Below are 26,901 nucleotides of genomic sequence, written 5' to 3' on the forward strand. Positions count from 1 at the left end.
CGTATCGCGTTCTTGTCACGCTGTGGTTCGAGAGACACACGCCGTCTCGGGCCTGTGTCCGCCGTCGTTGCGGAGTAACTGAATATCCCGATATCGACGTATTCAGACGGTCTCCAGAGGTATTCCTATAGAGCCGTGTCGAGCCCGCCGGTGTATTTAAGAGAGTGACAGAAGGACCTCGATACGAGATACATGAGCACAGAGGCTCCCCCATCACGGGCGGATACCGTCATCATCGGTGCCGGTGCCGTCGGGTGTAGTGTCGCGTACCACCTGACAGAACTCGGTGCCGAGGACGTAACGGTCATCGACCAAGGACCGCTGCCGGTAACGGGCGGGTCGTCCGTCCACGCACCCGGCATCATGTTCCAGACGTCGCCGTCGAAGATTCAGACGAAGGCAGCTCACTACACGAGTCGGTTACTCTCGGACGCTGGCGTGTACGACGAGGTAGGCGGAATCGAACTCGCTCGGAGCGAGGACCGAATGGACTTCCTCCGACGCCGCAAGGAGTGGGCGACGTCCTACGGACTGCCCGAGCCACAGCTCCTCTCCCCGGAGGAGGTTACAGACCACCTCCCGATGGTCGACGAGGACGAGATTCTGGGCGGGTACTACTCCCCGACAGACGGCCGCGTCGACGGCATCGCGGCGCTCCAGTGGTACATCGGCGAGTCCTCTGCGGACTTCTACGGCAACACCGAGGTCACCGACCTCGACGTCTCCGGCGGCGAGATACAGGCCGTCGAGACCGACCAGGGTCGCATCGAGTGTGGCCGCTGTGTCATCGCCACGAACAACTGGGGCTACCAGACCGGGCAGTTGGCGGGACTGGACCTGCCCATCGCGCCCGTCGAACACCAGTACGTCGTCACCGAACCGATGGAAGAACTGGCCGACGCCGACTCCTCCGTCGGGGACAACACGACGGGACTGGACGTACCCGGCGAACGCTCCATCGCGGAGTACATGAGCGAGGGGCCGCACCGACCGGTCGGCCGCGACCAGGACCACTCGCTGTACTTCCGGACTCACGGCGACTCGCTGGGGATGGGGTCGTACAACCACGAGACCCTGTCCGTGGACCCCGAGGAGATGGGCAAGAACTCCGAGGAGCGGCAGGCGTCGGTCCGCGGGTTCACCGAGGAACACTGGACGAAGCCGACCCACCGCGGCCGTGACAAGTCCGCGAAGCAGGCCTTCGACGAACTGCTCCCGGACACCCAGGACGTGGACTACGAGATGACCGAGAACGGCATCTTCGTGTTCACGCCCGACGGGATGCCCGCCGTCGGCGAGACGGCGCAAGTCGACGGTCTCTGGACGGCACTGGCTATCTGGTGGACCCACTCCGGCGGCTACGGCCGCATCCTCGCCGAGTGGATGGAGAACGGCACGCCGCGGCTCCCGTCCGGGCCAGTCGACACTGGCGGCATCCACGTCCGACGGTTCGAACCCCACGCGGGCGAGAAGGACTACTTCGTGGATCGCGGCGCGAAGCGGTACGAGCAGGTGTACAGCATCGTCGAACCGCGCTGGCAACCCGACGACCACCGCCGTCTGCGCACCAGCCCGTTCTACCATCAGGAGAAGGAACTGGGCGCCGAATTCTACCAGAGCGGTGGCTGGGAGTCGCCGCAGTACTACGAGTCGAATGAGGACCTCGTCGACAAGTACGAAGACCAGATTCCCGAACAGGACGGCTGGCAGGGCATCAACCGCTCGCAAATCGAGGCCGCCGAACACCTCCACACCCGCGAGAACGTGTCGATGTTCGACATGACCTCGTTCAGTTCCATCATGGTCGAGGGTGAGGGGAGCGAGGCATTCCTCCAGCGAGTGTGTAGCAACGACATGGATATCGACGTCGGGCAGGTCCGCTACTCGCTGCTGCTGAACGAAGGCGGCGGCATCCTCGCGGACATCACCGTCGTCCGACTCGACGACGAGGAGTACATGGTCACCACCGGCGGTGGCAACTCGCCGGGCATCCACGGCGGATGGTTAGAAGAGCACGCGCCAGAGACCGTCTCGGTCCACATCGAGGAGGGCGCGAAGTCCACCATCGGGCTCTGGGGGCCGAAGTCGCGGCTCCTGCTCCAGCGGTGTACCGACGCCGACGTGACGAACGACGGGTTCCCGTACTTCCGCGCGAAGCAGATGTACGTCGGCGAGGTGCCGGTCATCGCCATGCGCGTCTCGTACGTGGGTGAACTCGGCTGGGAACTGTGGACGCCGACGGAGTACGGCCAGCGCCTCTGGGAGACGCTCTGGGAGGCCGGCCAGGACCTCGACGTCCGCCCGATGGGCGGCGGCGCTCTCAGTTCGATGCGACTGGAGAAAGGCTTCAGACTCTGGGGCACCGACATCGACACGGACTCGAACCCGTTCGAGGCCGGTCTCCCCTTCGCCGTCGACATGGACACCGACTTCATCGGCAAGGAGGCACTCGAATCGGCGAAAGCCGACGGCATCGACAACCGCATCACGCCGCTCACCGTCGACGACTCGTCGGACATCATGCTCTCGGGGCGTCCCGTCCTGAAGGACGGCGAAGCCATCGGTTACGTGCAGGCCGGCGACTACGGCTACAGTATCGGCGAGTCCATCGCCTACACGTACGTACCGAGCGAGTACGCCGAGGCAGGCACGTCGGTCCAGATTCAGTGCGAGGGCGAGACCTACGACGCGACGGTTCGGGACGAACCGCTGTTCGACCCCGGCCGGGAGAAGATACTCCGATGAGCCGCCGCCGGCATCGCTCGACGACCGACCGGGGGTAACTCCCGGCACCGACAAACCACTCATGACAACGTCAGAATCCTCGGAACTGCCCGTCACCTACGCAGACATCGAACGGGCGCGTGAACGCCTCGACGACGACACCGTCGTCAAGAAGACGCCGGTCGAACGGAGTTCGTCGCTCGACGAGTTCGTCGGCGGTGAGGTGTACCTGAAGATGGAACACCTCCAGTGGACGGGGTCGTTCAAGACCAGAGGCGCGTACAACAAGATTTCACAGGACGTCGAACAGGGCGTCGACGAGTTCGTCGCCGCCAGCGCGGGTAACCACGCACAGGGCGTCGCCCTCGCGGCGACGAAGTGCGGGGCGGACTCGACCATCTTCATGCCGGTCAACGCCCCGCAGGCGAAGGTCGACGCGACACGAGGGTACGGCGCGACGGTCGAACTCGTCGGCAAGGACTTCCAGGAGACGATGGCCCACGCGCAGGCCGCCGTCGAGGAGACGGACGCCGCGTTCGTCCACGCGTACGACGATACAGACATCATCGCCGGCCAAGGCACCCTCGGCGCCGAGATGTATCACGACTGTCCCGACGTGGACACCGTGGTCGTGCCTATCGGTGGCGGCGGCCTCATCAGCGGCGTCTCGACGGCCATCAAGCACCTCTCGCCGGAGACGCGCGTCGTCGGCGTGCAGGCGACCGGCGCGGAGACGGTCCACGAGAGTCTGGACAAGGGGATGCCAGTGACGTTGGACGAGGTGGACACCATCGCCGACGGTATCGCGACCGGCGGCATCTCCGAGACGACCCTGAGCATCATCGAGCGCAACGTCGACGACGTGGTGACCGTCACCGACACCCAAATCGCGCAGGCCATCCTCCTGTTGATGGAACGCGCGAAGCAAGTGGTCGAGGGGGCGGCCGCCGCCTCAGTCGCTGCCATCCTGAGCGACGACCTCGACGTCACCGACGAGACGGTGATGCCCCTGCTCTGTGGCGGAAACCTCGACATGACTCAGCTCCGGACGGTGCTCATCCACGCGCTCACCGAGCGTCGCCAACTCATGCGCCTCCGGGTCCGAATCGACGACCGGCCCGGTGTCATGGAAGACATCTCCGGGACTATCGCGGACCAAGGCGCGAACATCCACGACGTCCGCCACGAGCGCTCCGTCGAAGACTTAGACGTCGGCGAGGCGTACCTCGTCTTCAACGTCGAGACCAGCGGACAGGAACACGCCGCCGCTATCGTCGACGCCATCCGCGAAACGGGATACCTGGTCGAAGACATCGCTCGAACTGTCTGACAGGTGTCTTAGTCCTCCGCAGTTCCACGGGGTGTGAGTGAGCATTTCGCCCGACTTTTCGACGATAGTATTTACCGAATACTGATACTTCTCGGGGGAAATTATTTCCGCGCAGTCGTGGAAGTACGATTGCACCGTAGGGTATGTACGAACACATATTAATTCCGTACGACGGAAGTGCTGAATCGAAGAAGGGGGCGACACACGGTATCGAACTCGCTGCCGAACTCGGGTCGACCGTTCACGCCCTCTACGTCATGGACCTCCCCGGCGTCCCCCGGGCGATGTCGATACGGGACGACGAGGAGACCATCCGTGAAGAGTACGAGCAGTACGGTGATGAGACACTGGACGAGATAGCCGAAGTCGCCGCCGAGTACGGCGTCGAGTGTGAGCGAGCGCTCCGGTCCGGTACTCCGAGTGAAGAAATCGTCGCCTATGCTGACGAGGAAGGCCTCGACGTCATCGTGATGGGCTCTGCGTATCGCGGAAAAATAGGCACCATACTCGGTGGGACGACAGACAAAGTGGTGCGGACCGCGACAGTCCCAGTCATCACACAGCGGATGGAAATGGACGAACTGTAGTGTCACGGGCGAGACGTCGTGCTGTCGTAGCTTTTTCTTCGAGACTCAGGTGTCGACGAGTCTGGTCTCCCGCAGATAGATAACGAGACTCGCACAGAGGAAGCTGAAACCCGCCACCCGCAGGTCACCGTTCGACATCGCGAGCAACGCCGTCCCAATCAGCAAGACGGCGAGGCCGGCCGCGGCGGTCGCCACCAGATTAGCCATGGAGACGAGACGGTCGGCTGATAAATAAAGGCACCCGGCACAGACCGTCGCCTCAGTACGAGTGTTTGAACTCCCAGTGATACCGGCAGTTGTGACACGTCGCCCACTCGGGGACGTCGAATGCCTGCGGATGTCGCTGGCCGTGTTCCATCTGGTTACCACACACCGGACAGACAAAGTACTCTACCTCCAATTCGGGGAAGTCTTCGTGAGAAAACTCGGCGACACAGCGAGGACAGTCGATGTCTGCTCGCGGGCCGGGCTGGTCGATATTTGCACCGCAACGTGGACACCGCAGAACCACCGGAGGACGATGCCCCCACCCCACGTCGCCATCGATGGTCGTGGTATGCGTCTCTGGGCTGGAAAGCCGGAAACTCTTCGAATCCGGGTCGGCCTTTAGTGGGTTGACGACGGCCTCGAAGGCCGCCCTGAGCCGAGCAAACACGACCTTCAGGAATTCCATCATTATTGGTTGTTGTTGTTGGTTCACTGTCTTAATTCGCGTTGGTCGACGACATCGGCCACAGAACGATCGATGACCGCTACCAGAAGCATCACGAGCTGTCACGTGATAACCGAAGGAGGACACGAGAACAGTCTTCGATTGAACCGGCACAGGGGGGATTAGTACCTTCCTACCCGTAGTATATGGGCGAAGTTTTAATATATTGCACTCGTTCCTTCGGGGTGAGGTAGTCTAACACACGACGGAGGTTCGGACACCGATGGCCAGATTACCGGTCCGACGCTTGTCGAACCGCGTACGATGGCCCGGTGAGAAGCTCAGAGTCGGCCGAGACGGCGTCTTGGCCGCGTGCTCGAACGAAAATGGGGAATCGGGCGGAGTGAACGACCCGACACGACGGGAACACCGAGAATGAAATCACGTACAATGCGGATACGCACGACGGGGGTAACGTATGTCAGAAAGTGACGACACCACTGGAGCGATGTCGGACGGATTGCAGGTAGAGCTGTTCCATCCCGAGTCCGACCGGGAACCCGGTGACACCAACATCCAGCGTTTCGGGTTCGACGTCCATCCGATAGTCTTCCCGGTATCGCTGGTCATCATCGTCGCCTTCGTTGCGGCAACCATCGGCCTCGGTGAGCAGGCGTCGGCGGTGTACACGGACATATTCAACTTCATCAACGGAACCTTCGGTTGGTTCTACATTCTGGCGGTGAACCTGTTCATCGTCACGATACTGTACTTCGCTTTCAGCAAGTACGGCAACATCAGAATCGGCGGGGTGGAGGCCGAGAAAGAGTTCAGCGACTTCTCGTGGATGGCGATGCTGTTCAGCGCAGGCATGGGTATCGGCCTCATGTTCTTCAGTGTCGCCGAGCCGATGTGGCACTTCGGTTCCGGCGCCTCGGATTTCATGGTCGTCCCGCCCACTTTCGGTGCGGAGGGCGGTACAGCAGGTGCCGCCAGTGCCGCGATGGCACAGACGTTCTTCCACTGGGGATTCCATCCGTGGGCCATCTACGGACTGGTCGGTCTCGGACTGGCCTTCTTCTCGTTCAACCGCGGCCTCCCGCTAACGTTCCGGTCGATTTTCTGGCCGCTCCTGGGTGAGCGTATCTACGGGTGGCCCGGACACGTCATCGACCTCGTGACCGTCTTCGCGACGCTGTTCGGCCTTTCGACGTCGCTGGGTCTCGGTGTCGCACAGATAAACACCGGCCTGTCGTACGTCGGAGGGGACATCCTCGGCCTCGTCAACGTCCCGACAGGGACGGTACCACAAGTCGTCCTCATCGCGGTTATCACCGGCATCGCGACGCTCTCCGTCGCGGCTGGTCTCGAAAGCGGTGTCAAGCGCCTCAGCACGCTGAACCTCTACCTGATGTTCGCCATGCTGGGGTTCCTGCTCATCGTCGGCCCGACGGTGTACATCTTCGGGACGTTCGCCGACGGTCTCGGTGCCTACCTCGGCAACTTCCTGACGCTGAGCTTCTTCACCGGCACTATCGGTGGCTCCGCCGCTCTGGGCGGCTACACCGTCAAGGGCTGGATGGGAAGCTGGACCGTCTTCTACTGGGGTTGGTGGATCGCGTGGTCGCCGTTCGTCGGGATGTTCATCGCACGCATCTCGAAAGGGCGCACCGTCCGCGAGTTCGTGCTCGGTGTGCTGTTCCTGCCGGCCATGTTCTCGTTCCTCTGGCTGGCGACGTTCGGCGGGTCGGCCCTCTGGGTCGAACTCGCTGGGGGCGGCGGTATCGCCTCGGCTGTTGCGAATCAGGGCCAGACTGTCGCGATGTTCGCCATGCTCGAGCAGTTCCCGCTGGGAGCCGTCACGGGACTGCTCGCGACGCTGCTGGTCGTCACCTTCTTCGTGACGTCCTCTGACTCTGGGTCGCTGGTCGTCGACCACCTGACCTCGGGTGGCAAGCACGACGTGCCGAGAGTCCAGCGTATCTTCTGGGCGGTCACGGAGGGCGCAGTCGCTGCAACGCTCCTCATCGGCGGCGGCCTCGGGGCCCTGCAGACGGCCGCGATTACCACCGGCTTGCCGTTCGCGGTCATCCTCTGCCTGATGTGTTACACCGTCTATCTGGGACTGGACAACGAGTACGAGATTCTCGAGTCCGAACAGTTCCAGGAGCGCATCCAGGACATGACCGCCGAAGAGGACGTCGACATCACGAAAGCCGGCGGCGACGTCGTGACCGACGTCCAAGGCAGTGCGGACCCCGAAGGCAGCGACTGACTCTTCCTTCGCGTTTCTCCTCTCGGTCTCAAACCGACGAGTAGCGACTGCCCTATCCACACCAACGACGGAGACGGTCTCACGTCTGTCATGCGTTTTTCCGACTTCTCGATTTACTCGCGAATAAAACAACGAAAGAGGTATTTTAGCTATCTTGGCGGGCACACTTGAACGTGTGTCATATGTAATCTCAGGATTGACCACCGGGCCCCGAAGATTGAGGGATGCATGCGGACGATACGCACGACAGTACAACAGTTCGTCGACGAGCTCGACCTCTCCGTGTTTGGGGTCGGGTTCTCGGTATCGTTGCTGGCGATTCTGGTGTTCTTCCTGAACCCGGAAGCGTCGGCAGCACAGATGGGACAGATAAACGAGTACCTCTGGACGGAGTTCATGTGGGTCTACGTCGGGACGATGTTCCTGATGGTCGTCTTCAGCCTGTGGCTGATGTTCGGCCGATGGGGATCCATCAAGCTCGGGAAACCCGACGACGACCCCGAGTTCAGCCTGCTCTCGTTCTTCTCGATGATGTTCTCGGCCGGTATCGCGGCCGGCATCGTCTTCTGGGGGCCTGCGGAGGCGCTGAGCCACTACGAGACGGTGCCACCGCTCGTCGGCGCCGACTCCAAGACGCCGGCAGCAGCGGTCGGTGCGATACAGTACACGCTGTTCCACTGGGGTATCTCCTACTGGGTTCCGTACCTCATCGTCGCGATTCCGATAGCCTACTACGCGTTTCGGAAAGACGCCCCCATGCGCGTCTCGACGCTCATCGCGCCGTTCGTCGGCGTCGACAACCTCGATGGGTTCTGGGCGAAGACCATCGACATCCTCGCGGTGTTCGCGACCATCGGCGGTATCGCGACGACGCTCGGGTTCGTCGGCAAGCAGTTCCTCACGGGACTCACCTACACACTCGGTGTCTCGCTCGGTGACGGCGGGACGGTGCTGATGATAACGGGGCTGACGGTGGCGTTCACCGTCTCCGTCACCCTCGGCGTCAAGAAGGGTATCGCGAGGGTATCGCTGTTCAACATGGCCGTCTTCGCACTGCTAGCCGTCGCCACGTTCCTGCTGGGTCCAACCAACTACATCATGAACACGGGCCTGCAAGCGGTCGGGGGCTACTTCGGCCAGTTCCTGACGATGAGCCTCTACACGAACGCCGCTGGCACCGGTGAGTGGGTCGGGAACTGGACCGTGTTCTACTGGGCGTGGGTGTTCTCGTGGGCTCCGTTCGGCGGTCTGTTCGTCGCCAGAATCTCGAAAGGACGAACGATCCGGCAGGTCGTGGCGACGGCGCTGGTCGGCGCGACGGCCTCTACGATTCCGTGGTTCCTGACGATGGGCGGGAGCGCCATCTACTTCGAGCGCAACGACATCGCGCCGATGCTGGAGATGGTCGACCAGTACGGCGTCTCAGTTTCGGGGTTCCCGTTGTTCGCCAGTCTCCCGTTCGGTGAAGTGCTGGCGGCAGTGTTCCTGTTGCTTGTGGTGACGTTCTTCGTCACCTCCGCGGACTCCTCGACGCTCGCGCTGGGGATGCTCACGACGGGCGGCAAGCAACACCCATCGACGGTCAATCGGGTCATCTGGGGCGGCCTGATGGGCGGCCTCGCGTCCCTGCTCATCGTCGGCGGGGGCATCAGTGCGCTCCGCTCGTCGGCTATTATCACCGGCTTCCCGTTCGCACTCATCTCCGTCGTCGCCATCGTCGGCATGGCGTTGGAGTTCCAGTCGGTCCGGCCGCTGCTGACGGCCGAGCGAGACCGGCCAACCCCCGGAACCAGCCGGTCGGCGGCAAGCACTGACGACGATTGACGGCCTTCAGTAGTACTTCCAGTCGTCTTCGTCGGACCCGCGCTTGACCCCGTCCTCGCTGTCTTGGTCCTCCTCCATCTCGTCCGGCCAGCGGACGCCGTCGCCCGCGAGGCTCTTGTAGGCGAACGCACCGAACGCGACGAGTAACATGAGCAGGACGAGCGCACCGACGGCACCGATTAGTTGTGCGGCGACTTCCCCGAAGCCGAAGTCGAACGGTAACTGGAGCAGGAGCATACAGTCTCGTACGGGTCCCGCACGTTTCAGGGTTCGTAGGGCTACGCCGGGTCCGCAGGGGGACCGCTTCCGTGGACCCACCGGCGCGCCGGTCCGCCGAGGCCGATGGCGGCGATAGCGAGCCAGACGGCCACACTCACCACGGCTGGGAGCACCAACCAAGCGACGGCACTGACCGCCCCTACGCCGACCAGTCCGGCCCACGGGTCCCGCCCGCCGAACGACTCGGTGACCCAGACGCCGACGACGGCGAATCCGAGACCGCCGAGCGAGAGGAACGCGACGGCGAAGACGACGGCACCCAGGGCGGTCAGGACTGTCGTCCCGATTCCGAGGTTCGCCAGTTGGCTGAACGCGTAGACGACGAAGAAGGTCACGATACCGAAAGCCATCAGACCGTATACGACGGCGGCCAGCGGACGCTCACTGGAGGCCTCGACGGCCCCGTCGAGGCGGCCGCCGCCCCGATAGATGACGGCACCACCGAACAGGATTGTCAGCAGGAACGATGCCGCCGCCCGAACCGCTGGGGACGCCTCGGTGACCATCGACGGGTCGAACGCCTGTATCGGGAGTATCGACGGTGACCCGAAGAGTGGGGGACCGATAGCTGACACGGTGGCTGCTAGCATACTACGGGATTTCGAGACGTGTTGTGAAAAACTGTCGGTCGGTATCTCGCCCTGTTGCGCCGTGCTAGCCTCGGTCTACACGTCGTTCGCCGCCGAGACAGTACGTACCGCCGCCACGTTCTCTTCGACATCGTGGACCCGAACCACCTCTACGTTCCGCTCGGCCGCCATAGTCGTTACTGCGATGGTCGGCGGCAAGCGATCGCCGCTCGAACAGTCGACCCGTTCGAACATCGTTTTCCGAGAGTGGCCGACCATCACCGGGCAACCGAGGGCTCGAAGTTCTGCGAGTCGGTCGACCAGCGCGAAGGATTCGGCGGCGTCCTTGCCGAACCCACAGCCCGGGTCGACGATAATTTGCTCCCGGTCGAGACCCGCCTGTTCGGCCAGCAAGATCTGTTCACGGAGGTCCGAGACCACGTCGGCGACCACGTCGTCGTACGTCACCGTCCGGTCCGGGTCGACGGGTGCCGAGAGGCTGTGCATGAGTACCAGCGATGCGTCGTGGTCGGCGACGACGAATCGCATCTCCGGGTCGGAGAGGCCCGAGACGTCGTTGACGATGTCGGCACCCGCGTCCAGTGCGGCGTCCGCGACTGCCGCCTTGCGAGTGTCGACAGAGATGGGTACGTCGAGCGACGAGAGCGTCTCTATGACCGGGACCACGCGGTCGATCTCCTCACTTGCCGGGACCGGGTCGGCGCCGGGACGAGTACTCTCCCCGCCCACGTCCAAGATGTCTGCGCCGGCCGCGACCATCTCCTCGGCGCGTTCGACCGCCGCGTCGAGGCGGTTGTACTCCCCGCCGTCGTGGAAACTGTCGGGTGTGACGTTCAGAATCCCCATCACGGCAGTCCCCTCGGTATCGATGGCGGGGGGTGATGGGGGGCCCTCGAGCACCGCCCCCAGTTGCTCGGCGAGGTGTCCGAGGCCGTGGCCCTCGTCTGTTAGACTACTCGCCAGAGCACGAAGTTGAGTAGGGGCCCCCGAGAGCGTCGTCGAGACCAGTTTCTCCGGCGCGTCACGGTCGGTGCGCACACACGTACCGCCGATTGACTCCAGACGCTCGCTCACGACGGCCGCCTGCTCGGGCCTGAGGGTCGTCGAGAGGACGCGGCTATCGACGCCGTCGGCGGTCGTCCCCCCGTCGGCTCTGGCCGTCAGCGTCACCGAACTCGACGGGCCGGCGTCTTTGGGAACGACCGTCCGCGTCCAGCGGTCCCGTGCCTCCGCGACGGCGTACAGCGACCCGGCGACGAGGACGCAGTCGGACTCGTCGGCGGCGGCTATCGCTCGTTCCGTCGCCTCGGGGACGGACTCAATACGCTGGACCGTCTCGGCATGACCAGCGAGAGCGTCGCCGAGTGTCTCGACAGTCGCCGCGCGGTCCACCGCCGGACGCGTCGCGTACGCCGTGTCGACCGGCGGGAGTTCGGCGACCATCTCCTCGATGTCCTTCCCGCCCATCGCCGCGAAGACGAGGTGCAGGTCGTCGTAGTCGTACCGCGAGAGCAGATCAGAGAGCGTCGCTACTGCGCCGGGGTTGTGTGACCCGTCGAGGACGATCAGTGGGTCCGTCGAGCGGACTTCGAACCGACCGGGCCACGTCGCCTTTCGCAGCCCGTCTGCTATCGTCTGTTCGTCTATGGACGCTACCTGTCTGGCGAGCGTTGCAGCGACACCCGCGTTCGTCGCCTGATGCTTACCTAACAGTTTGAGGTTCGTCGCTACGGCCCAGTCCGGCCCGGTTATCGAGACGTGATTCTCGACGGCGGAGGACATCCCGTTCTCGACGGCTGAGACGTCGGCATCCTCTCCGCCGACCTGTATCACGTCCGACTCCGTCCGGATAGCGTCGAGTGCCGCACCGTCGGCCCCGGTAACGAGTGGTCCGTCCGCGGGCGCGACCTGTGCCTTGTCGCGAGCGATTTCCTCGACGGTGTCACCGAGCAGGTCGGTGTGCTCCAAACTGACGCTCGTGACGGCGCTCGCGACGGGGTCTACAGCGCTGGTCGCGTCGTACCGGCCGCCGATACCGACTTCGAGGACGGCGACGTCCACATCCTCGGCGCCGAAGTGGTACAGCGCGAGTGCGGTGAGGACTTCGAAGTGCGTGGGCATGTCGTCGTCCGCTCGCAACCGCTCGAGACAGGGGTCGATTCGCTCGACGAACTCCGTGACCCGCTCTTTGGGGACCTTGCGGCCGTTGACCGTCACTTGCTCGCGAAAGTCGTTCAGTGCCGGCGACGTGAACAAGCCCACGTCTAGGCCGGCAGTCCGGAGGACGCTCTCCAGCATGCGGGCGGTACTCCCCTTGCCGTTCGAACCCGCTATCTGGACGCAGTCGACGGATGCCTGTGGAGTCCCGAGGTGTGAGAGCATCCGCGCCGTCGTCTCCGTCCCGAGTTTGGGCCGACGGCGCTGTAGCGACTGCAAGTAGTCGGCAGACTCGTGGTACTCCATAGCACATATGGTCGGCTTCGGCCTGATTAAGCTATCGCCGTCCCACGGAGCGGGCTCGAGCGCGTGATTTATTGGCATGGCTCCCGAGGCGATGGGCATGACTGTGGAAGCGACAGCCAACCTCGCCAGCGACCAGCCGTACGTGACGTCGTTCGACGCGACGGTCCGCGCCGTCGACGGCCGTGACGTGACGCTGAACAGGACGTACTTCTACGCCGAGGGCGGTGGCCAACCGGCCGACAGGGGTACACTCGCCGGCGTCGACGTCGTCGACGTCCAGAAACGCGACGGTGAAACGATCCATACGCTCGCCGAGACACCCGGAATCGAAGTCGGCGAGACGATAAGCGGCGAGATAGACGAGCAGTTCCGTACGTACAGCATGCGGGCCCACACCGCGAGTCACGTGGTCTACGGCGTCGGCCGGAAACTGTTCGACAGTCACGGTTACGGCGGGTTCGACATCGGTGAGGATAGCGTCCGCCTCGACTTCGACGCCGACGCGGACGCTGACGAGGTGAACGCGCTTACCTTCCAGCGGATGGCCAACGAGGCAGTCTGGGACAGCCGGTCGGTGGAGTGGTACGAGATGGACGTAGAGGAAGCACGCGCCGACGACGACATCGTGTTCAACCTCGGTGACGCCGATCCGACGGACAGCGTCCGTATCGTGGAAATCGACGGGTGGGACATCTCGGCCTGTGGGGGCACGCACGTTCGGAACACGAACGAGATCGGGCCCATCGAGGTCGTCGACGTCTCGAACCCGGGTGCAGACCTCGTCCGTGTCGAGTACACCGTTGGACCCTCGGCGATTCAACGACAGGTAGACCGGCGACGGAGTGCGTCCCGTGCGGCCGACACGCTAGATACGAGCGTCGACGATCTCGCCCGGCGGGCACAGGGACTGTTAGAGGAGAAAAAGTCGTTACAGGCCGAGGTGGACGACCTCCACGAGCGACTGTTGGACGCCCGCATCTCGTCGCTGGCGGCGGACACGGCGGCCAGAGACGGCCAGGAGTGGCTGGTCGGCACCATCGATGGCGCCGGTCCCAACACCGTCGCCGACCGCGTGGGAGCGCTTGACGACGATATAGCGGACGTGGTTGTCCTCGTCGGACGGGACGGGGCGACGTTCGTCGTCGTCGGCACGAACGGCGAGACGGACGCGAACGCTGTCATCGACGACGTGACCGGCGAGTTCGGCGGGGGCGGCGGCGGCCAACCGACGCTCGCGCAAGGCGGCGGTCTCGACGCCGACCCCGAATCGGTCGTGGAGTATCTGCGCGAAGGGTAGCACGCACCGACGGTGGGGTTCGAATCTCGTCACGTTGTCTGACAGACACGACGAGCGAACAGAGCGACGCCGAACACATCCTATCCCCCACTTGTCAGCTACACTAACATTATTACGGCGGTGAGGGGAAGGTCCGGGTGAGATGTCTCTAGACGACGACCCACAGGACCCGATTCCGACGGACTACGATATCGCACAGTCGACCGACATGGAACCGATTTGGGAGCTCGTAGAGCCGTGGGGCCTCGGCCTCGACGACCTCCAATACTTCGGGGAGTACACCGCGAAGGTCAAACACCACGCCATCGACCGCCTCCGTGAGAACGCTGAGAACAAAGAGGAGAACCTCGTACTGGTGACGGGAATGACGCCGACGCCGAAGGGCGAGGGGAAGACCGTCACGACAGTCGGTCTGGGCCAGACGCTCAACCATCTGGGCGAGGACGCGATGATCGCCATCCGAGAACCGTCGCTCGGCCCGGTGTTCGGCGTCAAGGGCGGCGCGGCCGGCGGCGGCCGCTCGCAGGTGCTCCCGATGGAGGACATCAACCTCCACTTCACGGGCGACTTGCATGCGCTGACGGCGGCACACAACCTCATCGCGGCGATGCTCGACGCGCGCCTCTCGCAGGGTAACGACCTCGACATCAACGTCAACGACGTCGCGTGGAAGCGCGCGCTGGACATGAACGACCGCGCGCTCCGCGAGACCGTCGTGGGTCTGGGCGGCGAGAGCGGTGGTACCCCGCGAGAGGACGGGTTCAAACTGACGGCGGCCTCCGAACTGATGGCCGTCCTCTGTCTGGCCTCGGACCTCGAAGACCTCAAAGAGCGCATCTCGCGCATCATCGTCGCCTACGGCGAAGACGGCGAGACCATCACCGTCGACGACATCGAGGCGACGGGGCCGGTCACGATGCTCCTGCGCGACGCCATCAAGCCAAACGTCGTCCAGACCATCGAGGGTACGCCCGCGTTCGTCCACGGCGGTCCGTTCGCGAACATCGCCCACGGGACGAACTCGCTCATCGCCGACAAGGCCGCGTTCGGCATGGGCGACTACCTCGTCACCGAGGCCGGCTTCGGGTCGGACCTCGGCGCCGAGAAGTTCATGAACATCGTCTGCCGGCTGGGCGACATGACACCGAACGCCGTCGTGCTGGTCTCCTCGGTCCGTGCGCTCCAGTACCACGGACTGGACCAGTGGCCGGTCGACTTCGACGAGATCGACGAGTCCGGCGTCGACGCCGTCGAGGCCGGCTTCGAGAACCTCGACAAGCACGTCTCGAACCTCCAGAAGTTCGGCGTCCCGGTCGTCGTCGCCCTCAACCGCTTCCCGGACGACACCGAGGAAGAGGTGCAAGCCGTCCTGGACCACTGTGAGGAGGACCTCGGCGTCAGAGTCGCCGAGTCCGAAGTGTTCGAAAAGGGCAGCGAGGGTGGCGAAGACCTCGGCAACCACGTCATCGACGCCGTCGAGGAGAGCGACGAGGACGAGTTCGAGTACCTCTACGACGAGGAGGCCCCCATCAAGGAGAAGATAGAGACCGTCGCCACCGAAATCTACGGTGCCGATGGCGTGAAATTCACCGGGGGCGCACTGGACGACATCGACCGCATGCAGGACCTCGGCTTCGACGACGTCCCAGTGTGCATGTCCAAGACGTTCCACTCCTTCAGCGACGACGCCAGCAAGAAGGGCGCGCCGGAGGGCTGGGAACTGGAGATCAGCGAGGTGTACCCGTCGGCCGGTGCCGGCTTCATCGTCGCGCTGACCGCGGACGCGCTGACGATGCCGGGACTCCCGCAGCGTCCCGCCGCCGCCGACATGGACATCGACGAGGACGGCAACATCTCCGGTCTGTTCTGAGGACCGCGGTCCGACCGCCTCAGCTCTTTTCTGCCCGGAGAACCGCTTTTAACGGTTGCTAAACTTCTCTCACCCAGTCCCAAGAGTCCGCGGTTGACCCGGGATGTGCGCCAAATCGAGAGCCGAAAGCCGCTGGTCAACCCTCTTTTCGGTCGCTTACTTGAATGGCCAGAGAATTATGGGGTCGGGTTCTTTCGCGTCTGAGCGGAATCGGTCCGTGTCGGTCGCGGGGAGAGCACCGCGTCTCGAACTCGGAGCGCAGACTATGACACCGTTAGCTGGATTACTGTTCCAGTCGGGTGCCGAAGTGACCCGACCAACGTTCTGGCGTATCGGGCCGATAGGAAAAGTGCTGTTCTACTATCTCGCTGCCGTCGCAATCGGGGTCTTCCTCGTCGGGAGCTACCAACGCGTCATGCAGTACACCGAGGGGAGATCGGAATCGTTCCCGCGCCTCGACGAACTGCCGCGCCGTGTCGTCGCCGCCGGGCGGACGGTCCTCTCGAACCGGACGCTGTTCGACGGTGACGTCGTCGCTGGATTGATGCACGCGATGGTCATGTGGGGGTTTCTGACGCTCCTCATCGCGACGACGATTCTCGGCATCGACATGGACCTCTATCGTCCACTGACCGGGGAATCCTTCTTTACCGGACAGTTCTACCTCTCGTACTCGTTCGTCGTCGACGCGATGGGGCTCCTGTTCGTCGTCGGTCTGGGGGTCGCTCTCTATCGCAGGTACGGTGTTCGCACCGAACGGCTCTGGGACCGTCACACCGGACTCGAGGACGGGGCGTTCGTCTGGGCGCTGTTCGCACTCGGTGTCGGCGGCTACCTCACCGAGGGCGTTCGCATCCTCGGGCAGTCGTTCCCACCGTTCGAGACGGTGAGTTTCGTCGGCTGGGGGGTCGCAGTAGCCCTCGAACGAATTGGAGTGACCCCGGACGCGGCGGCGACGGTCTATCCAGTCGTCTGGTGGGCACACTCGCTGCTCGCACTGGCATTCGTCGCGGCGATTCCGATGGGAAAGCCGTTCCACATGCTCGCTTCCTTCGCCAACGTCGTCGCACGCGACGACGACGCTGGGAGACGGTTACCCGGCATCCCGGGAGACATCGAAGCGACGAACGCGGAGTCGGTCACTGACTTCTCGTGGAAAGAGCTCCTCGACCAGGACGCCTGTACGAAGTGTGGTCGATGCTCGTCGGTCTGTCCGGCGAACGCCTCCGGGCGCGACCTCGACCCGCGTAACGTGGTGCTGGACCTGAAGGAGTACCGCGAGGCACGTGACGCAGGTTCGGAGGCCGTCCCCATCGTCGCCGACGGGACGGAGAGCGTAGTCGACAGCACGACGCTGGAGTCGTGCATGGCCTGTATGGCCTGCATGGACGCGTGTCCCGTCGACGTCGAACACCTGCACTCGTTCACGCGGATGAACCGCCAACTCGTCGACCAAGGCGACGTCGACCCGAACCTGCAGGACACGTTCCAGAATGTCATGCGTGAGGGGAACACGCTCGGCAACCCACAGCGCGAGCGGGGGGCTTGGACCGAAGACCTGACCTTCGACGTCGAGGACGCTCGCGAGACGGAGGTCGAGTACCTCTGGTACGTCGGTGACTACCCGAGTTACGACGAGCGGAACAAGAAGGTGGCAAAGTCGCTGGCGACACTCCTCGAGCGCGCCGGCGTCGAGTACGGCATCCTCTACGAGGACGAACAGTACGATGGGAACGACGTCCGCCGTATCGGAGAGGAGTTCCTCTTCCTCCAACAGGCAGGGCACCACGTCGAGACGTTCGAGGACTGTGAGTTCGACAAGATCGTCTGCACGGATCCTCACTCGTACAACACCTTCCAGAACGAGTATCCAGAGGTCGACTTCGAGAAGTTCGCCGACGACCCGATGATGGCGGTCGACGTCGACGGCTCGTGGGACGGCGCACCGGTGTACCACTGGACTCAGGTCGTCGAGGAACTGGTCGAGTCGGGCGCACTCGACCTCTCGGGTAACGAACTCGACTACACGGTGACCTACCACGACCCCTGTCACCTCGGTCGGTACAACGACGAGTACGAAGCGCCACGCGAACTCATCGAAGCGACGGGGTGCGAACTCGTCGAGATGCCGCGCAATCGCGACGACTCGTTCTGTTGCGGTGGCGGTGGCGGCGGCCTCTGGTTGGATTTCGACGACGACCCGAAACCCAGCGAGGAGCGACTTCGCGAGGCGCTTCAGGACACCGAGACCGCCGGCGAAGTCGAGAAGTTCGTGGTCGCGTGTCCGATGTGCCTGACAATGTACGAGGACGGGCGCAAGACCGGCGGCTACGAGGACGAGATAGCGGTCGTCGACGTGGCCGAACTGCTCGTCGAAGCGGTCGATCAGCGGACGACGACCGAGCCAGCGGCCGTCGCGCAACCCGCGGACGGGTAGCCGATCGCCTCACCAGTTTCTGTTGGCCCGGACCTGCGAAAGCGCCTCCTCCGCGGCAACTTCCATCTCCGCCGCCCGCCGTTCCATCTCCGTGACGAACTCCGGGTCCTCTATGGTCGCAAGGTTTGCGTGGACGGTGGATACGGAGCCTTCGAGAGCGGCGTGAGCCAGCAGTGCGCCGACGACAGCGTCGGGGACAGCGACCTGCGTCCCCTTCGCCGTGACGGTGACAGCGGCGTCGACGACGTCGAGGCAGATCTCTGCTGTCTCTATTGGGACCATCGTCGACCGCTTCGCTGCCTTCTGTATCCGGTCCGAGTCCCCCGACTCGAACGCCGTTTGCACTCGGTCGACGGCCCGCACGTCGTCATCGGCGAGTTCGAGTAGCCGACGCCGACTCGCGGCGAGTGTGTCACGACAGTCGGTCATTTCGTCGGCGACGTCAGCGTGCTCCTCTGTCCCGAGCGTGTGGATACAGACCATCTCACAGAGCGCCGCGCCCATCGCACCGCTGATCCCGGCAACCGCGCCGCCGCTGGGTGTCACTTCGTTCGACGCAACGTTTTCGAGGAACTCGCCAATCGTCCGGTCGGCGAGCGTCACGGTAGCCCTCCGGTAGCGCTTCGCCCCACCGAGGTGAGTGACGTCCTACAGGTGGTGTCCGAAAATCGACACCGCGAGGTCCAGTAGCGATGCACAGGCAGATTTCAGGGCGCCCGGTCCTAACTGTTACGCTGAAGGCGCTCGGCCGAGAGCCGACGTCAGGGCTCCTTGCCTAGCGCCGCGTTCAGTTCGGGCACGACCTCGTGGAGGTCACCGACGACTGCGTAGTCGGCCTTCTGCATGATAGCCGCCTCGGGGTCCGTGTTGATGGCCAGAATGTTGTCCGCGCCCTTACAGCCGACCATGTGCTGGACCGCACCGCTGATACCACAGGCGATGTAGAGGTCGGGGCTGATCTTCGCGCCGGTCTGGCCAATCTGGTCCTCGTGTGGTCGCCAGCCCTCGTTGACGGCGGCCCGCGACGCACCGACCGTGCCGCCGAGACGGTCGGCCAACGTCTCCAGTTTGTCGTAGTCGTCCGGCCCGCCGACGCCTCGGCCACCGCCGACGACGACTCGGGCCTCACCCAACGCGACACCGGTCGTGTCGGACTCCTCGACCCTGTCGACGCTAACACGGAAGTCCGACTCGTCGAGTTCGAGAGTGAACGGCCGTACGGTCGGTGCGGTGACGGTGTCTGCTTCCGAGGGCGAGAACTCGTGTTCGGCGGCCGTCAGCAGTTTCGTCTCGCTGTCCAGTACAGCGTGTTCCACGAGGCTCCCGCCCCACCGCTGTCGAGCCAGTTCGTACGTCTCTCCGGCCTCGACGTCCAGACAGTTCGAAACCACGGGGAGGTCACGCTTCGCGCCGACGTGGGCCAACACCTCCTGTCCACGGTCGGTCCCCGGGGCCACGACGGCCTCCGGGCCCTCGGTGTCGACGAGTTGGCCGACGCTCTCGGCCCACGCTTCGGGCGCGTACGTGTCCAATCGCTCGTCGTCGGCGTGGTGGACCGTCTCGACACCGTAGGTGCCGAGATGGTCGGCAGTGGCCGCTCCCTCGGCACCGAAGACGACGGCGTCCAGTCGAGACGCCGTGTCGGCCGCTAGCTCACGGGCCAGCGTGAGAGCTTCGAGCGACGGTTCTGTCGGCGTGCCACCGGTGTGTTCGACGAACGCGAGTATCATGTCACGTCACCTCCAGTTCGTTCTCGAGGAGGTCGGCCACGGCCTGGACTGCCTCGACTCCCTCACCGAGGACCTCCGCGTCTCCCTCCCCGGTATCCGGGGCCTCTAGTCGGAGTTTCTCGATACCGCCGGCGAACTCGCTGGATGGCGGGTCGCTGCGCTGAATCGACTGCTTGCGTGCCTGCATCTTCGCGCGCATCGAGGCGTAGCGGGGTTCGTTCACACCTTCCTTCACGCCCACGGCCGCCGGAAGGTCCAGTTCGTACACCTCCATGCCGCCGGTGACGTCTCGCTTCGCGACGACCGTTCCGTCTTCGACGTCGAGGTGCGAGACACCCCCGACGAAGGGGACGTCGAGTGCCTCGGCCACGCGCACGCCGACCTGATGGTTCCCCGCGTCGGCCGACTCGTCGCCGAACAGCAGGAGGTCGAACCCGAGGTTCGCGTCCGCGTCGTCCCGTACGGCGTCGGCTATCGCGGTTGCCGTCTCTCGGGGTCGCCACTCCTCCCCCTCCGTCTCGAGGAGGACGGCCTCGTCCGCGGTCATCGCCAGTCCCGTCCGAAGTTGTTCCTCAGCGTCCGGCGGGCCGAGCGAGAGCACTGTCGCGGTGCCCTCGTGTGCTTCCGCCTGTTGAATCGCCGCCTCGACGGCACACTCCTCGTGTGGCGATATCGTGAACCCGAGATTGCTGGCGTCGATGTGCTGGTCGTCGTCGGTCAGCGTTATCTTCGCACCCGTATCCGGTACTCGCTTGATGCATGCTAGCGTGTCCATATCGTATCTCCTCGTTGGTCGGTTGATTGCATGTGGTCTCAGCTCCTGATTCGCTCGTTCTCCGGGTCGAACAGCGGTCTGCTCCCGACTACCTCGACGGTCACCGGGTACTGCTGCCCCATGTACTCTACCTGCAGGCTGCGCCCCTCCTCGGCGTACGACTGCGGGAGGTACGCCATCAGGAGGTGTTTCCCGACGGTCGGCCCGGTACCGGCGCTCGTCACGTACGACCGGCGTCCGTCGTCGTCGACGAGTACGTTTCCGTCGTCGTCGAGAACCGGTTCGTTACCCAGCATGAACCGGCGCTCGCCGCCGTCGGGAGCGTGGTCGTCGACGGAGAGCGTACACAGCGTGGCCGTGTTCTCCCGGTCGATTGCCTCCGCGTATGCCTCCTTGCCGATGAAGTCCGCGTCCTTGACGCCGTGGAAGGTGAGGCCCGCTTCGGCGGGGTCGTACTCCAGTTCCAGTTCGTGACCGAACAGTCGGTAGCCTTTCTCCAAACGGCCGGTCGTCCCGTAGACGCCCATCCCTGCCGGGCGGACGTCGTGGTCCTGACCGGCCTCCCAGAGCACGTCCCAGAGCCGCTGCCCCTGCCCCATCGGGGCGTAAATCTCCCAGCCCTGTTCGCCGATGTAGGAGAGTCGCATCGCCCACGCGTCGATTTCGCCGATGGTGACCGACTGTGCAGTGTAGGGCTCGAAGGTCTCGTGAGACATGTCTTCCTCTGCGACGCTGTCGACGAGGTCCCGGGCGTTCGGGCCCCAGACGCCGAGCGTACACAGCGACTCCGAGCGGTCTATCAACGTGACGTCGGCGTCGTCAGGGATGTGGCCCTCGAACCACGCCCGGTCGGAGCCACCGGCGGCCCCACCGGTCACGACTCTGTAGTGTTCCGGACCGAGTCTGGCGATGGTCAGGTCCGAGACGAACCCGCCGTTCGCGGCGAGTATTGGCGTGTATACGGTCTTGCCGACGTCGACGTCGACGCGACCGACGGCCATCCGTTCGAGGTAGTCGACGACGTCGGAGCCTCGGAAGTCGAATATGCTGAACCCCATGTCCCCGATCATGGACACGTGGTCCCGCGTGTGGAGGTGCTCGGCGAGGATTATGGGTGACCACCACCGAGCGTCCCACTCGTTGGGTCGTCGGAAGTCTTCCAACTCGTCTTCGTACCGCTCCAACAGGTCGCTGTTGGACTCGTACCACTGCGGTCGTTCCCAGCCGGCGGCTTCGAAGAACCGCGCGTCGAGGTCCTGCTGTCGCTCGTAGAACGGACTGGTCCGAATCTCCCGTGCGGACTGGTACTGTTCGGCCGGGTGAACGATGTCGTAGATTTTCTGGAACCCCTCGCTGGCCCGGTCCTTGACGAACGAGCGGGACGTGCCGTACTCGTAGAAGCGGTTGACGTCCGCGCCGTGCAGGTCGATATCCGACCACCCTCGCGTCATCCACTGTGCGACCGCCTCGCCGATGGCCGGAGCCTCCTTTATCCAGATAGCCGCACACGACCACAGGCCGTCGACGTCCTGTAGCGGACCGAGAAGTGGCCCACCGTCGGGCGTCTGGGAGAGCAGTCCGTCGATTTCGTGTCGGATGCCGGCCTCCGGGTCGTCCAGGAGGTCGGGCACGATTTCCAGCGCGTCCTGCATCGACTGCTCGAAGGCGTCGTCGGTCAGCGGCGGTTGCGTCGGGGACAGCGGCGCTTCCTCGATAGACGGCACGTCTTCGACGTCCCAGAGTATCGGTCGGTGTTGGTAGGACCCGACCTCGAGGTCGTTACCGTGCTGTCGCTCGTACATCTGGGTGTCCATGTCCCGGACGACCGGGAACGATATCTCGCCGTCGTAGTCCTCGAAGAAGGAGATGGGGCCGACGCTGACCATCTGATGGACCGCCGGCGTCAGCGGGATGTCGACGCCGGCCATCTCGGCGATTTTCGGGCTCCAGAGCCCCGCCGCGATGACGACTTCGTCGGCGGAGACGGTACCTCGGTCGGTCTCGACGGCCTGTATCGCCCCGTTCTCGACGTGAAGGTCCAGCACTTCGGTGTTCGGCGAGACGGTGAGGCCACCGTCGGCGTACTCGTCGGCACGGGCCCGCATCACTTCGCCCGCGCGGAGGGGGTCACAGGTCCCGGCTCCGGGGCTGTAGAAGCCCACCTTGACGAGGTCTGTGTTCACGTACGGGACCATCTCCTCGACCTCCGACGGTGTCAGGAGTTCGGCCGGTTCACCCCACGCTTTCGCCGACTGCACGCGCCGTTTCAGTTCCTCGACCCGCTCGGCCGTGCGTGCGACCTCGATGCCCCCACTGTTCGTGAACGTGTCCATGTCCTCGTACTGCTCGATGCTCCGCTGGGTGAGATGGGTCATCTCCTTGGAGTGTTCGACCGGCATCAAGAAGTTCGAGGCGTGGCCAGTCGAACCGCCCGGGTCGGGGAGTGGCCCCTTGTCGACGACGACGATGTCGTCTCGCCCCATACGTGTGAGGTGATACGCGAGGCTGTTGCCGACGATGCCGCCGCCGATTATCACCGTCTTCGTCTCCGGTGGAAGGTCGTTCGAACTCACCGACGACTCACCCGCGGTTGGTCACGCAACTCGCTGAACGGTCGATTCGCAACTACGGCTCGCGGTGTGGTAGCTCTCCGCATCATGCGTTCCGTTTCGAACGAGGAATGTCGGGGGAGTGAATCAGGCACCACCGTTCTGCGGGCCTTTATCAATCGAGGGACGATTCGGTCCCGAGAGCCCGTGAACGTATCGTCGACAGTGCTTTGCTGTCGTAGTCCGTAGTTCTGCGATAGAAGGCGTCAGAGTCGAGATTTTTGAGGAGAACCTGTAGAGAGCGACGCCAACAGCGATGCTGTGGGCGTGTGGTCGACCCAAACGGCTCCGAACGAATCCCTAACTTATCGTGTAAACTGGACTGATAGTTGGGGAACTGTCTCGTGGTCGGGTCAGTGGCCGTCCGACGTGGTGCCGTGACGTCGAATGGCTTCACGGAACTGGTCGCGGTCGGCCTCGCTGAACGTCCCCGCTTGTTCCCTCGTCGTCGTCTCCGTCGACGTCTCGACGCCGCGCATGACCTCGCACATGTGCGTCGCCGTCACTTCGACGGCCACGCCGCGGGCGCCCAGTTCCTCGGCGAGGCCCGTCGCGATATCGTTGGTCAGTGCCTCCTGCGTGGTCAGCTGCCGCGATTGCCACCGAACGTAGCGAATGAGTTTGGAGAGCCCGACCATCTCCTCGTCCGGTCGGTACGCGACGTGGGCGACGCCGTCGAACGGGAGCATGTGGTGTTCGCACATGCTGTGGAGCGGGATACCGGTCTTGACGACGAGGCTGTCCGTCTCCGCCTCGAACGTTCTCATGACCGGCTTCGCCTCGTGCCTCGTCCCCTCCGTGAGCGTCTCCAGCATCTCTGGGACGCGGCGGTTCCACGTGTCGTAGATACCTGCCTCGTCGGGGTTCCGCCCGACCGCTTCCAGAAGTAGTCGTGCGCCCTCACGGGCCTTTTGCTCGTCGAACCCGGCCATCGGACCGGTCGTCTCGCCGCCAGTGTCGTACTGGAACTCGGCCTGCTGTTCCTGCGAATCCATTACGTCGGACAAACGGAATCCAGCGTATAAAACTACTGTCGACTGGAGTGAATTCGGTCAACGTGCGCTGTGCCTAACACTGATAGTACTGTGAAAATAGTATTAATACAGTGTAATTACCACACTGTTTAGTTTTAGAGTTTCGTAAAAACAGGTTGAGGACCTCAGTCGTCGCCGGCCACGCTACCCGCTCCGGCATCGGGCGTTCGGAGGACGGCTTCGTCCGTCTCCGGGCCGAGCGGTTCCAGCCTGACGCTCGACACCTTGTACTCCGGAATCCCTGCCGTGGGGTCGAACGTCTCCCCGGTGAGTTTGTTCACCGCGCCGGCGGCGAAGTGCATCGGGATGAACAGCGTTCCCGGCCCCACGCGGTCGGTGACCTGTGCTTTGACCACGATGGACCCGCGACGGGACTCCACCCGGACGTATTCGCCGTCGGCGACGCCCAACTGCTCGGCCGTGTCGGGGTGAATCTCCACGAAGCTCTCGCCGACGTGGCTCATCAGCCCTTCGACGCGCCGCGTAATCTGGCCCGTATGCCAGTGGTACAGCACGCGCCCCGACGTCAGCGTCAGCGGGAACTCCTCGTCTGGGACTTCACCGGGATGGCCGCCGTCGGCCGGGACGAATCGTGCGAGGCCGTCGTCGTGGTTGAAGTTCCCCTCCTCGTAGTCGTAGAGGTACGGCGTCCCCGGGTGGTCCTCGTCCCAGCAGGGCCACTGCAGGCCGTGTTCCTCACCCGATTCGAGGCGCTCGTACGTGACGCCGCCGTAGATGGGCGCCAGCGAGTTGATCTCGTCCATCACCTCGCGCGGGTGGTCGTAGTCCCAGTCGTAGCCCAACCGGTTGGCGAGCGCCTGCGTAATCTCCCAGTCCTGCCGGGCCTCACCTGGCGGGTCGGCCGTCGGGCGCACCCGCTGGACCCGCCGCTCGGTGTTGGTGAACGTGCCGTGTTTCTCCGGTGACGTCGCGGCCGGCAGAATCACGTCGGCGTACTCCGCGGTTTCGGTCATGAAGATGTCCTGCACGACGAGGAACTCCAGGTCCTCTAAAGCCTCGGCGGCGTGCTGGATGTCCGGTTCCGAGAGCGCCGGGTTCTCCCCGACCACGTACATCCCACGGAGGTTCCCCTCGTGGGCTTCGGCCAGCATCTCCGGCACTTTCAGCCCGGGTTCTTCGGGTGGTCGTTCGCCCCACGCCTCGGCGAACTTCTCGCCCACTTCGTCGTCAGCCGGGTCCTGATAGCCCGGGAGACTCCCAGGGAGGGTTCCCATGTCGCCCCCGCCGCCCTGCACGTTGTTCTGGCCCCGGAACGGCGACAGGCCCGCACCGGGCTTGCCGAGTTGGCCGAGTAACAGCGCGAGGTCGGCCATCGCCAGCAGGTTCTCGGTGCCGTGGGACTGCTGGGTCATGCCCATCGCCCAGCCGAAGACGACGGTATCGGCCTCGGCCAGCGTCTCGGCGGCCGACGCCAACTCGTCCGGTGAGACGCCGGCCAATTCTTCGACTTTCTCCGGCGTGAACGCCTGCACTTTCTCTTTCAGGTCGTCGAAGTTCTTCGTGTTGCGCTCGATGAACTCCGTATCCTGTAAGTCGTGTTCGATGATGTAGCGCATCAGGCCGTTGAGCCACGCCACGTCGTACCCCGGATTGGTGCGGGTGTACTGGTCGGCGTGTTCGGCGATGCCGACCTTGCGCGGGTCGAACACGACGAGGTCGGCACCGTCGCGGACGTTCTGCTTGATGCGAGTCGCCAGCACTGGGTGCGATTCTGTCGTATTGGACCCACTGATGAGGTAGGCGTCGGCCTCGCCGATGTCCTCGTTGATGCGGTTGGTCATCGCCCCGTAGCCCACCGTCTGCTGGAGGGCGGCCACTGTCGAGGAGTGACAGAGGCGCGCGCAGTTGTCGATGTTCTTCGTCCCCAGCACCTGTCGGGCGAACTTCTGGACGAGGTACGCTTCTTCGTTGCTCCCCTTCGAGGAGGCGAGACAGCCGAGCGCGTCGATACCGTGTTCGTCCTGTATTGCCGAGAGTCGGTCGGCGACGTAGTCCAGCGCTTCGTCCCACTCGACGGCTTCGAACTCGCCGTCGTCGTTGCGGACCATCGGTTCGGTCACGCGCTTCTTGCTGTTGGCGAACTCGTGGCCGAACTTCCCTTTCACGCAAGTGGAGAAGTTGTTGGCCGGCGCCGTATCGGGGTCGTCGACGGGGACGACCCCCAGCGAGTCACCGTCTTTGCCCCACATCTCGAACCGACAGCCCACCGCACAGAATCCGCAGGTCGTCTCCTGTTTGTCTATCTTTCCGAGCCGGTACTTGCTCACCATGCTGGCAACGTCGAACAGACGGCCCTCGGGGAGCGTGTTCGCGGCGATGCCCTCCGCCGTGTGTTCGGCGGCGAGGAACGCCTCGTTACCGAACTGCTTGGCGAGGTCACCGGCGTTGCGTTTGGCCTTCGAGA

Annotated in this window: 19 protein-coding genes; 8 read left to right on the plus strand and 11 right to left on the minus strand. The window is 64.0% G+C overall.

The window, feature by feature from the left end:
* The first annotated feature begins 192 nt into the window (after positions 1-192).
* The 3 genes from EGH21_RS15570 to EGH21_RS15580 all read left to right on the plus strand — a co-directional run bounded on the left by EGH21_RS15570 (position 193) and on the right by EGH21_RS15580 (position 4,641).
* Positions 193-2,745 carry a GcvT family protein gene (locus EGH21_RS15570; RefSeq protein ID WP_220619400.1) on the plus strand — a complete coding sequence of 851 codons (2,553 nt, stop codon included), beginning with the start codon at positions 193-195 and terminating at the stop codon, positions 2,743-2,745.
* A 61-nt stretch (positions 2,746-2,806) separates the two neighbouring features.
* On the plus strand, positions 2,807-4,054 hold the full coding sequence (gene ilvA, locus EGH21_RS15575) for a threonine ammonia-lyase (protein WP_220619401.1): 1,248 nt from the start codon (positions 2,807-2,809) through the stop codon (positions 4,052-4,054).
* 143 nt (positions 4,055-4,197) lie between these two features.
* Positions 4,198-4,641 (plus strand): universal stress protein, encoded by a 444-nt coding sequence (locus tag EGH21_RS15580; protein WP_220619402.1) that lies wholly within the window; start codon positions 4,198-4,200, stop codon positions 4,639-4,641.
* Between the two features lie 45 nt (positions 4,642-4,686).
* Here the strand turns inward: EGH21_RS15580 and EGH21_RS15585 are convergent, their stop codons facing one another.
* A complete protein-coding gene (locus EGH21_RS15585; protein WP_220619403.1) occupies positions 4,687-4,848 on the minus strand; it encodes a hypothetical protein in 162 nt (53 codons plus the stop codon).
* 52 nt (positions 4,849-4,900) lie between these two features.
* Entirely contained in the window at positions 4,901-5,341 is a 441-nt protein-coding gene (locus EGH21_RS15590; RefSeq protein ID WP_328765663.1) for a hypothetical protein, read from the minus strand.
* Between the two features lie 430 nt (positions 5,342-5,771).
* On the opposite strand from EGH21_RS15590, the gene EGH21_RS15595 reads away from it, so the two are divergent.
* Together EGH21_RS15595 and EGH21_RS15600 are read left to right on the plus strand one after the other, a co-directional pair.
* The gene (locus EGH21_RS15595) at positions 5,772-7,568 is read left to right on the plus strand and encodes a BCCT family transporter (RefSeq protein WP_220619404.1); all 1,797 of its coding nucleotides are present in this window, start codon (positions 5,772-5,774) and stop codon (positions 7,566-7,568) included.
* A gap of 228 nt (positions 7,569-7,796) precedes the next feature.
* Positions 7,797-9,392, plus strand: a complete 1,596-nt coding sequence (locus tag EGH21_RS15600; protein WP_220619405.1) for a BCCT family transporter — start codon at positions 7,797-7,799, stop codon at positions 9,390-9,392.
* 6 nt (positions 9,393-9,398) lie between these two features.
* Here EGH21_RS15600 and EGH21_RS15605 read toward each other — a convergent pair whose 3' ends face one another.
* The 3 genes from EGH21_RS15605 to folP form a co-directional block, all read right to left on the minus strand.
* A complete protein-coding gene (locus EGH21_RS15605; RefSeq protein WP_220619427.1) occupies positions 9,399-9,629 on the minus strand; it encodes a hypothetical protein in 231 nt (76 codons plus the stop codon).
* Between the two features lie 41 nt (positions 9,630-9,670).
* A complete protein-coding gene (locus EGH21_RS15610) occupies positions 9,671-10,261 on the minus strand; it encodes a hypothetical protein (protein ID WP_220619406.1) in 591 nt (196 codons plus the stop codon).
* Between the two features lie 75 nt (positions 10,262-10,336).
* The gene (gene folP / locus EGH21_RS15615) at positions 10,337-12,724 is read right to left on the minus strand and encodes a dihydropteroate synthase (RefSeq protein WP_220619407.1); all 2,388 of its coding nucleotides are present in this window, start codon (positions 12,722-12,724) and stop codon (positions 10,337-10,339) included.
* Between the two features lie 97 nt (positions 12,725-12,821).
* On the opposite strand from folP, the gene EGH21_RS15620 reads away from it, so the two are divergent.
* From EGH21_RS15620 to EGH21_RS15630, 3 genes are all read left to right on the plus strand, one after another.
* A complete protein-coding gene (locus EGH21_RS15620; RefSeq protein ID WP_220619425.1) occupies positions 12,822-14,021 on the plus strand; it encodes an alanyl-tRNA editing protein in 1,200 nt (399 codons plus the stop codon).
* Between the two features lie 142 nt (positions 14,022-14,163).
* Entirely contained in the window at positions 14,164-15,891 is a 1,728-nt protein-coding gene (locus tag EGH21_RS15625; RefSeq protein WP_220619408.1) for a formate--tetrahydrofolate ligase, read from the plus strand.
* A gap of 265 nt (positions 15,892-16,156) precedes the next feature.
* A complete protein-coding gene (locus EGH21_RS15630; RefSeq protein ID WP_220619409.1) occupies positions 16,157-18,328 on the plus strand; it encodes a (Fe-S)-binding protein in 2,172 nt (723 codons plus the stop codon).
* 9 nt (positions 18,329-18,337) lie between these two features.
* Here the strand turns inward: EGH21_RS15630 and EGH21_RS15635 are convergent, their stop codons facing one another.
* The 6 genes from EGH21_RS15635 to fdhF form a co-directional block, all read right to left on the minus strand.
* A complete protein-coding gene (locus EGH21_RS15635) occupies positions 18,338-18,931 on the minus strand; it encodes a cyclodeaminase/cyclohydrolase family protein (protein WP_220619410.1) in 594 nt (197 codons plus the stop codon).
* A gap of 158 nt (positions 18,932-19,089) precedes the next feature.
* Entirely contained in the window at positions 19,090-20,058 is a 969-nt protein-coding gene (locus EGH21_RS15640) for an electron transfer flavoprotein subunit alpha/FixB family protein (RefSeq protein ID WP_220619411.1), read from the minus strand.
* Between the two features lies 1 nt (position 20,059).
* A complete protein-coding gene (locus tag EGH21_RS15645; protein ID WP_220619412.1) occupies positions 20,060-20,833 on the minus strand; it encodes an electron transfer flavoprotein subunit beta/FixA family protein in 774 nt (257 codons plus the stop codon).
* Between the two features lie 38 nt (positions 20,834-20,871).
* The gene (locus EGH21_RS24575) at positions 20,872-23,406 is read right to left on the minus strand and encodes a GcvT family protein (RefSeq protein WP_220619413.1); all 2,535 of its coding nucleotides are present in this window, start codon (positions 23,404-23,406) and stop codon (positions 20,872-20,874) included.
* 389 nt (positions 23,407-23,795) lie between these two features.
* Positions 23,796-24,437, minus strand: coding sequence for a GTP cyclohydrolase I (folE, locus tag EGH21_RS15655; protein ID WP_220619414.1), 642 nt, complete (start codon positions 24,435-24,437; stop codon positions 23,796-23,798).
* 164 nt (positions 24,438-24,601) lie between these two features.
* Positions 24,602-26,901, minus strand: a 2,300-nt coding sequence (gene fdhF / locus EGH21_RS15660) for a formate dehydrogenase subunit alpha (RefSeq protein ID WP_220619415.1), incomplete at its 5' end; no start/stop codon positions are given.

The sequence above is a fragment of the Haloarcula rubra genome, from assembly GCF_019599465.1.
GTDB classification, from domain to species: Archaea; Halobacteriota; Halobacteria; order Halobacteriales; family Haloarculaceae; genus Haloarcula; species Haloarcula rubra.

Excerpts from the sequence above, each read along its gene's own strand:
- EGH21_RS15645 (WP_220619412.1), bottom strand. The coding sequence starts at position 20,833 with ATGGACACGCTAGCATGCATCAAGCGAGTACCGGATACGGGTGCGAAG.
- EGH21_RS15595 (WP_220619404.1), top strand. The coding sequence starts at position 5,772 with ATGTCAGAAAGTGACGACACCACTGGAGCGATGTCGGACGGATTGCAG.
- EGH21_RS15580 (WP_220619402.1), top strand. The coding sequence starts at position 4,198 with ATGTACGAACACATATTAATTCCGTACGACGGAAGTGCTGAATCGAAG.
- EGH21_RS15625 (WP_220619408.1), top strand. The coding sequence starts at position 14,164 with ATGTCTCTAGACGACGACCCACAGGACCCGATTCCGACGGACTACGAT.
- EGH21_RS15610 (WP_220619406.1), bottom strand. The coding sequence starts at position 10,261 with ATGCTAGCAGCCACCGTGTCAGCTATCGGTCCCCCACTCTTCGGGTCA.
- EGH21_RS15570 (WP_220619400.1), top strand. The coding sequence starts at position 193 with ATGAGCACAGAGGCTCCCCCATCACGGGCGGATACCGTCATCATCGGT.
- EGH21_RS15640 (WP_220619411.1), bottom strand. The coding sequence starts at position 20,058 with ATGATACTCGCGTTCGTCGAACACACCGGTGGCACGCCGACAGAACCG.
- EGH21_RS15600 (WP_220619405.1), top strand. The coding sequence starts at position 7,797 with ATGCGGACGATACGCACGACAGTACAACAGTTCGTCGACGAGCTCGAC.
- EGH21_RS15605 (WP_220619427.1), bottom strand. The coding sequence starts at position 9,629 with ATGCTCCTGCTCCAGTTACCGTTCGACTTCGGCTTCGGGGAAGTCGCC.
- EGH21_RS15620 (WP_220619425.1), top strand. The coding sequence starts at position 12,822 with ATGACTGTGGAAGCGACAGCCAACCTCGCCAGCGACCAGCCGTACGTG.
- ilvA (WP_220619401.1), top strand. The coding sequence starts at position 2,807 with ATGACAACGTCAGAATCCTCGGAACTGCCCGTCACCTACGCAGACATC.
- folP (WP_220619407.1), bottom strand. The coding sequence starts at position 12,724 with ATGGAGTACCACGAGTCTGCCGACTACTTGCAGTCGCTACAGCGCCGT.
- EGH21_RS15630 (WP_220619409.1), top strand. The coding sequence starts at position 16,157 with ATGACACCGTTAGCTGGATTACTGTTCCAGTCGGGTGCCGAAGTGACC.
- EGH21_RS15585 (WP_220619403.1), bottom strand. The coding sequence starts at position 4,848 with ATGGCTAATCTGGTGGCGACCGCCGCGGCCGGCCTCGCCGTCTTGCTG.
- folE (WP_220619414.1), bottom strand. The coding sequence starts at position 24,437 with ATGGATTCGCAGGAACAGCAGGCCGAGTTCCAGTACGACACTGGCGGC.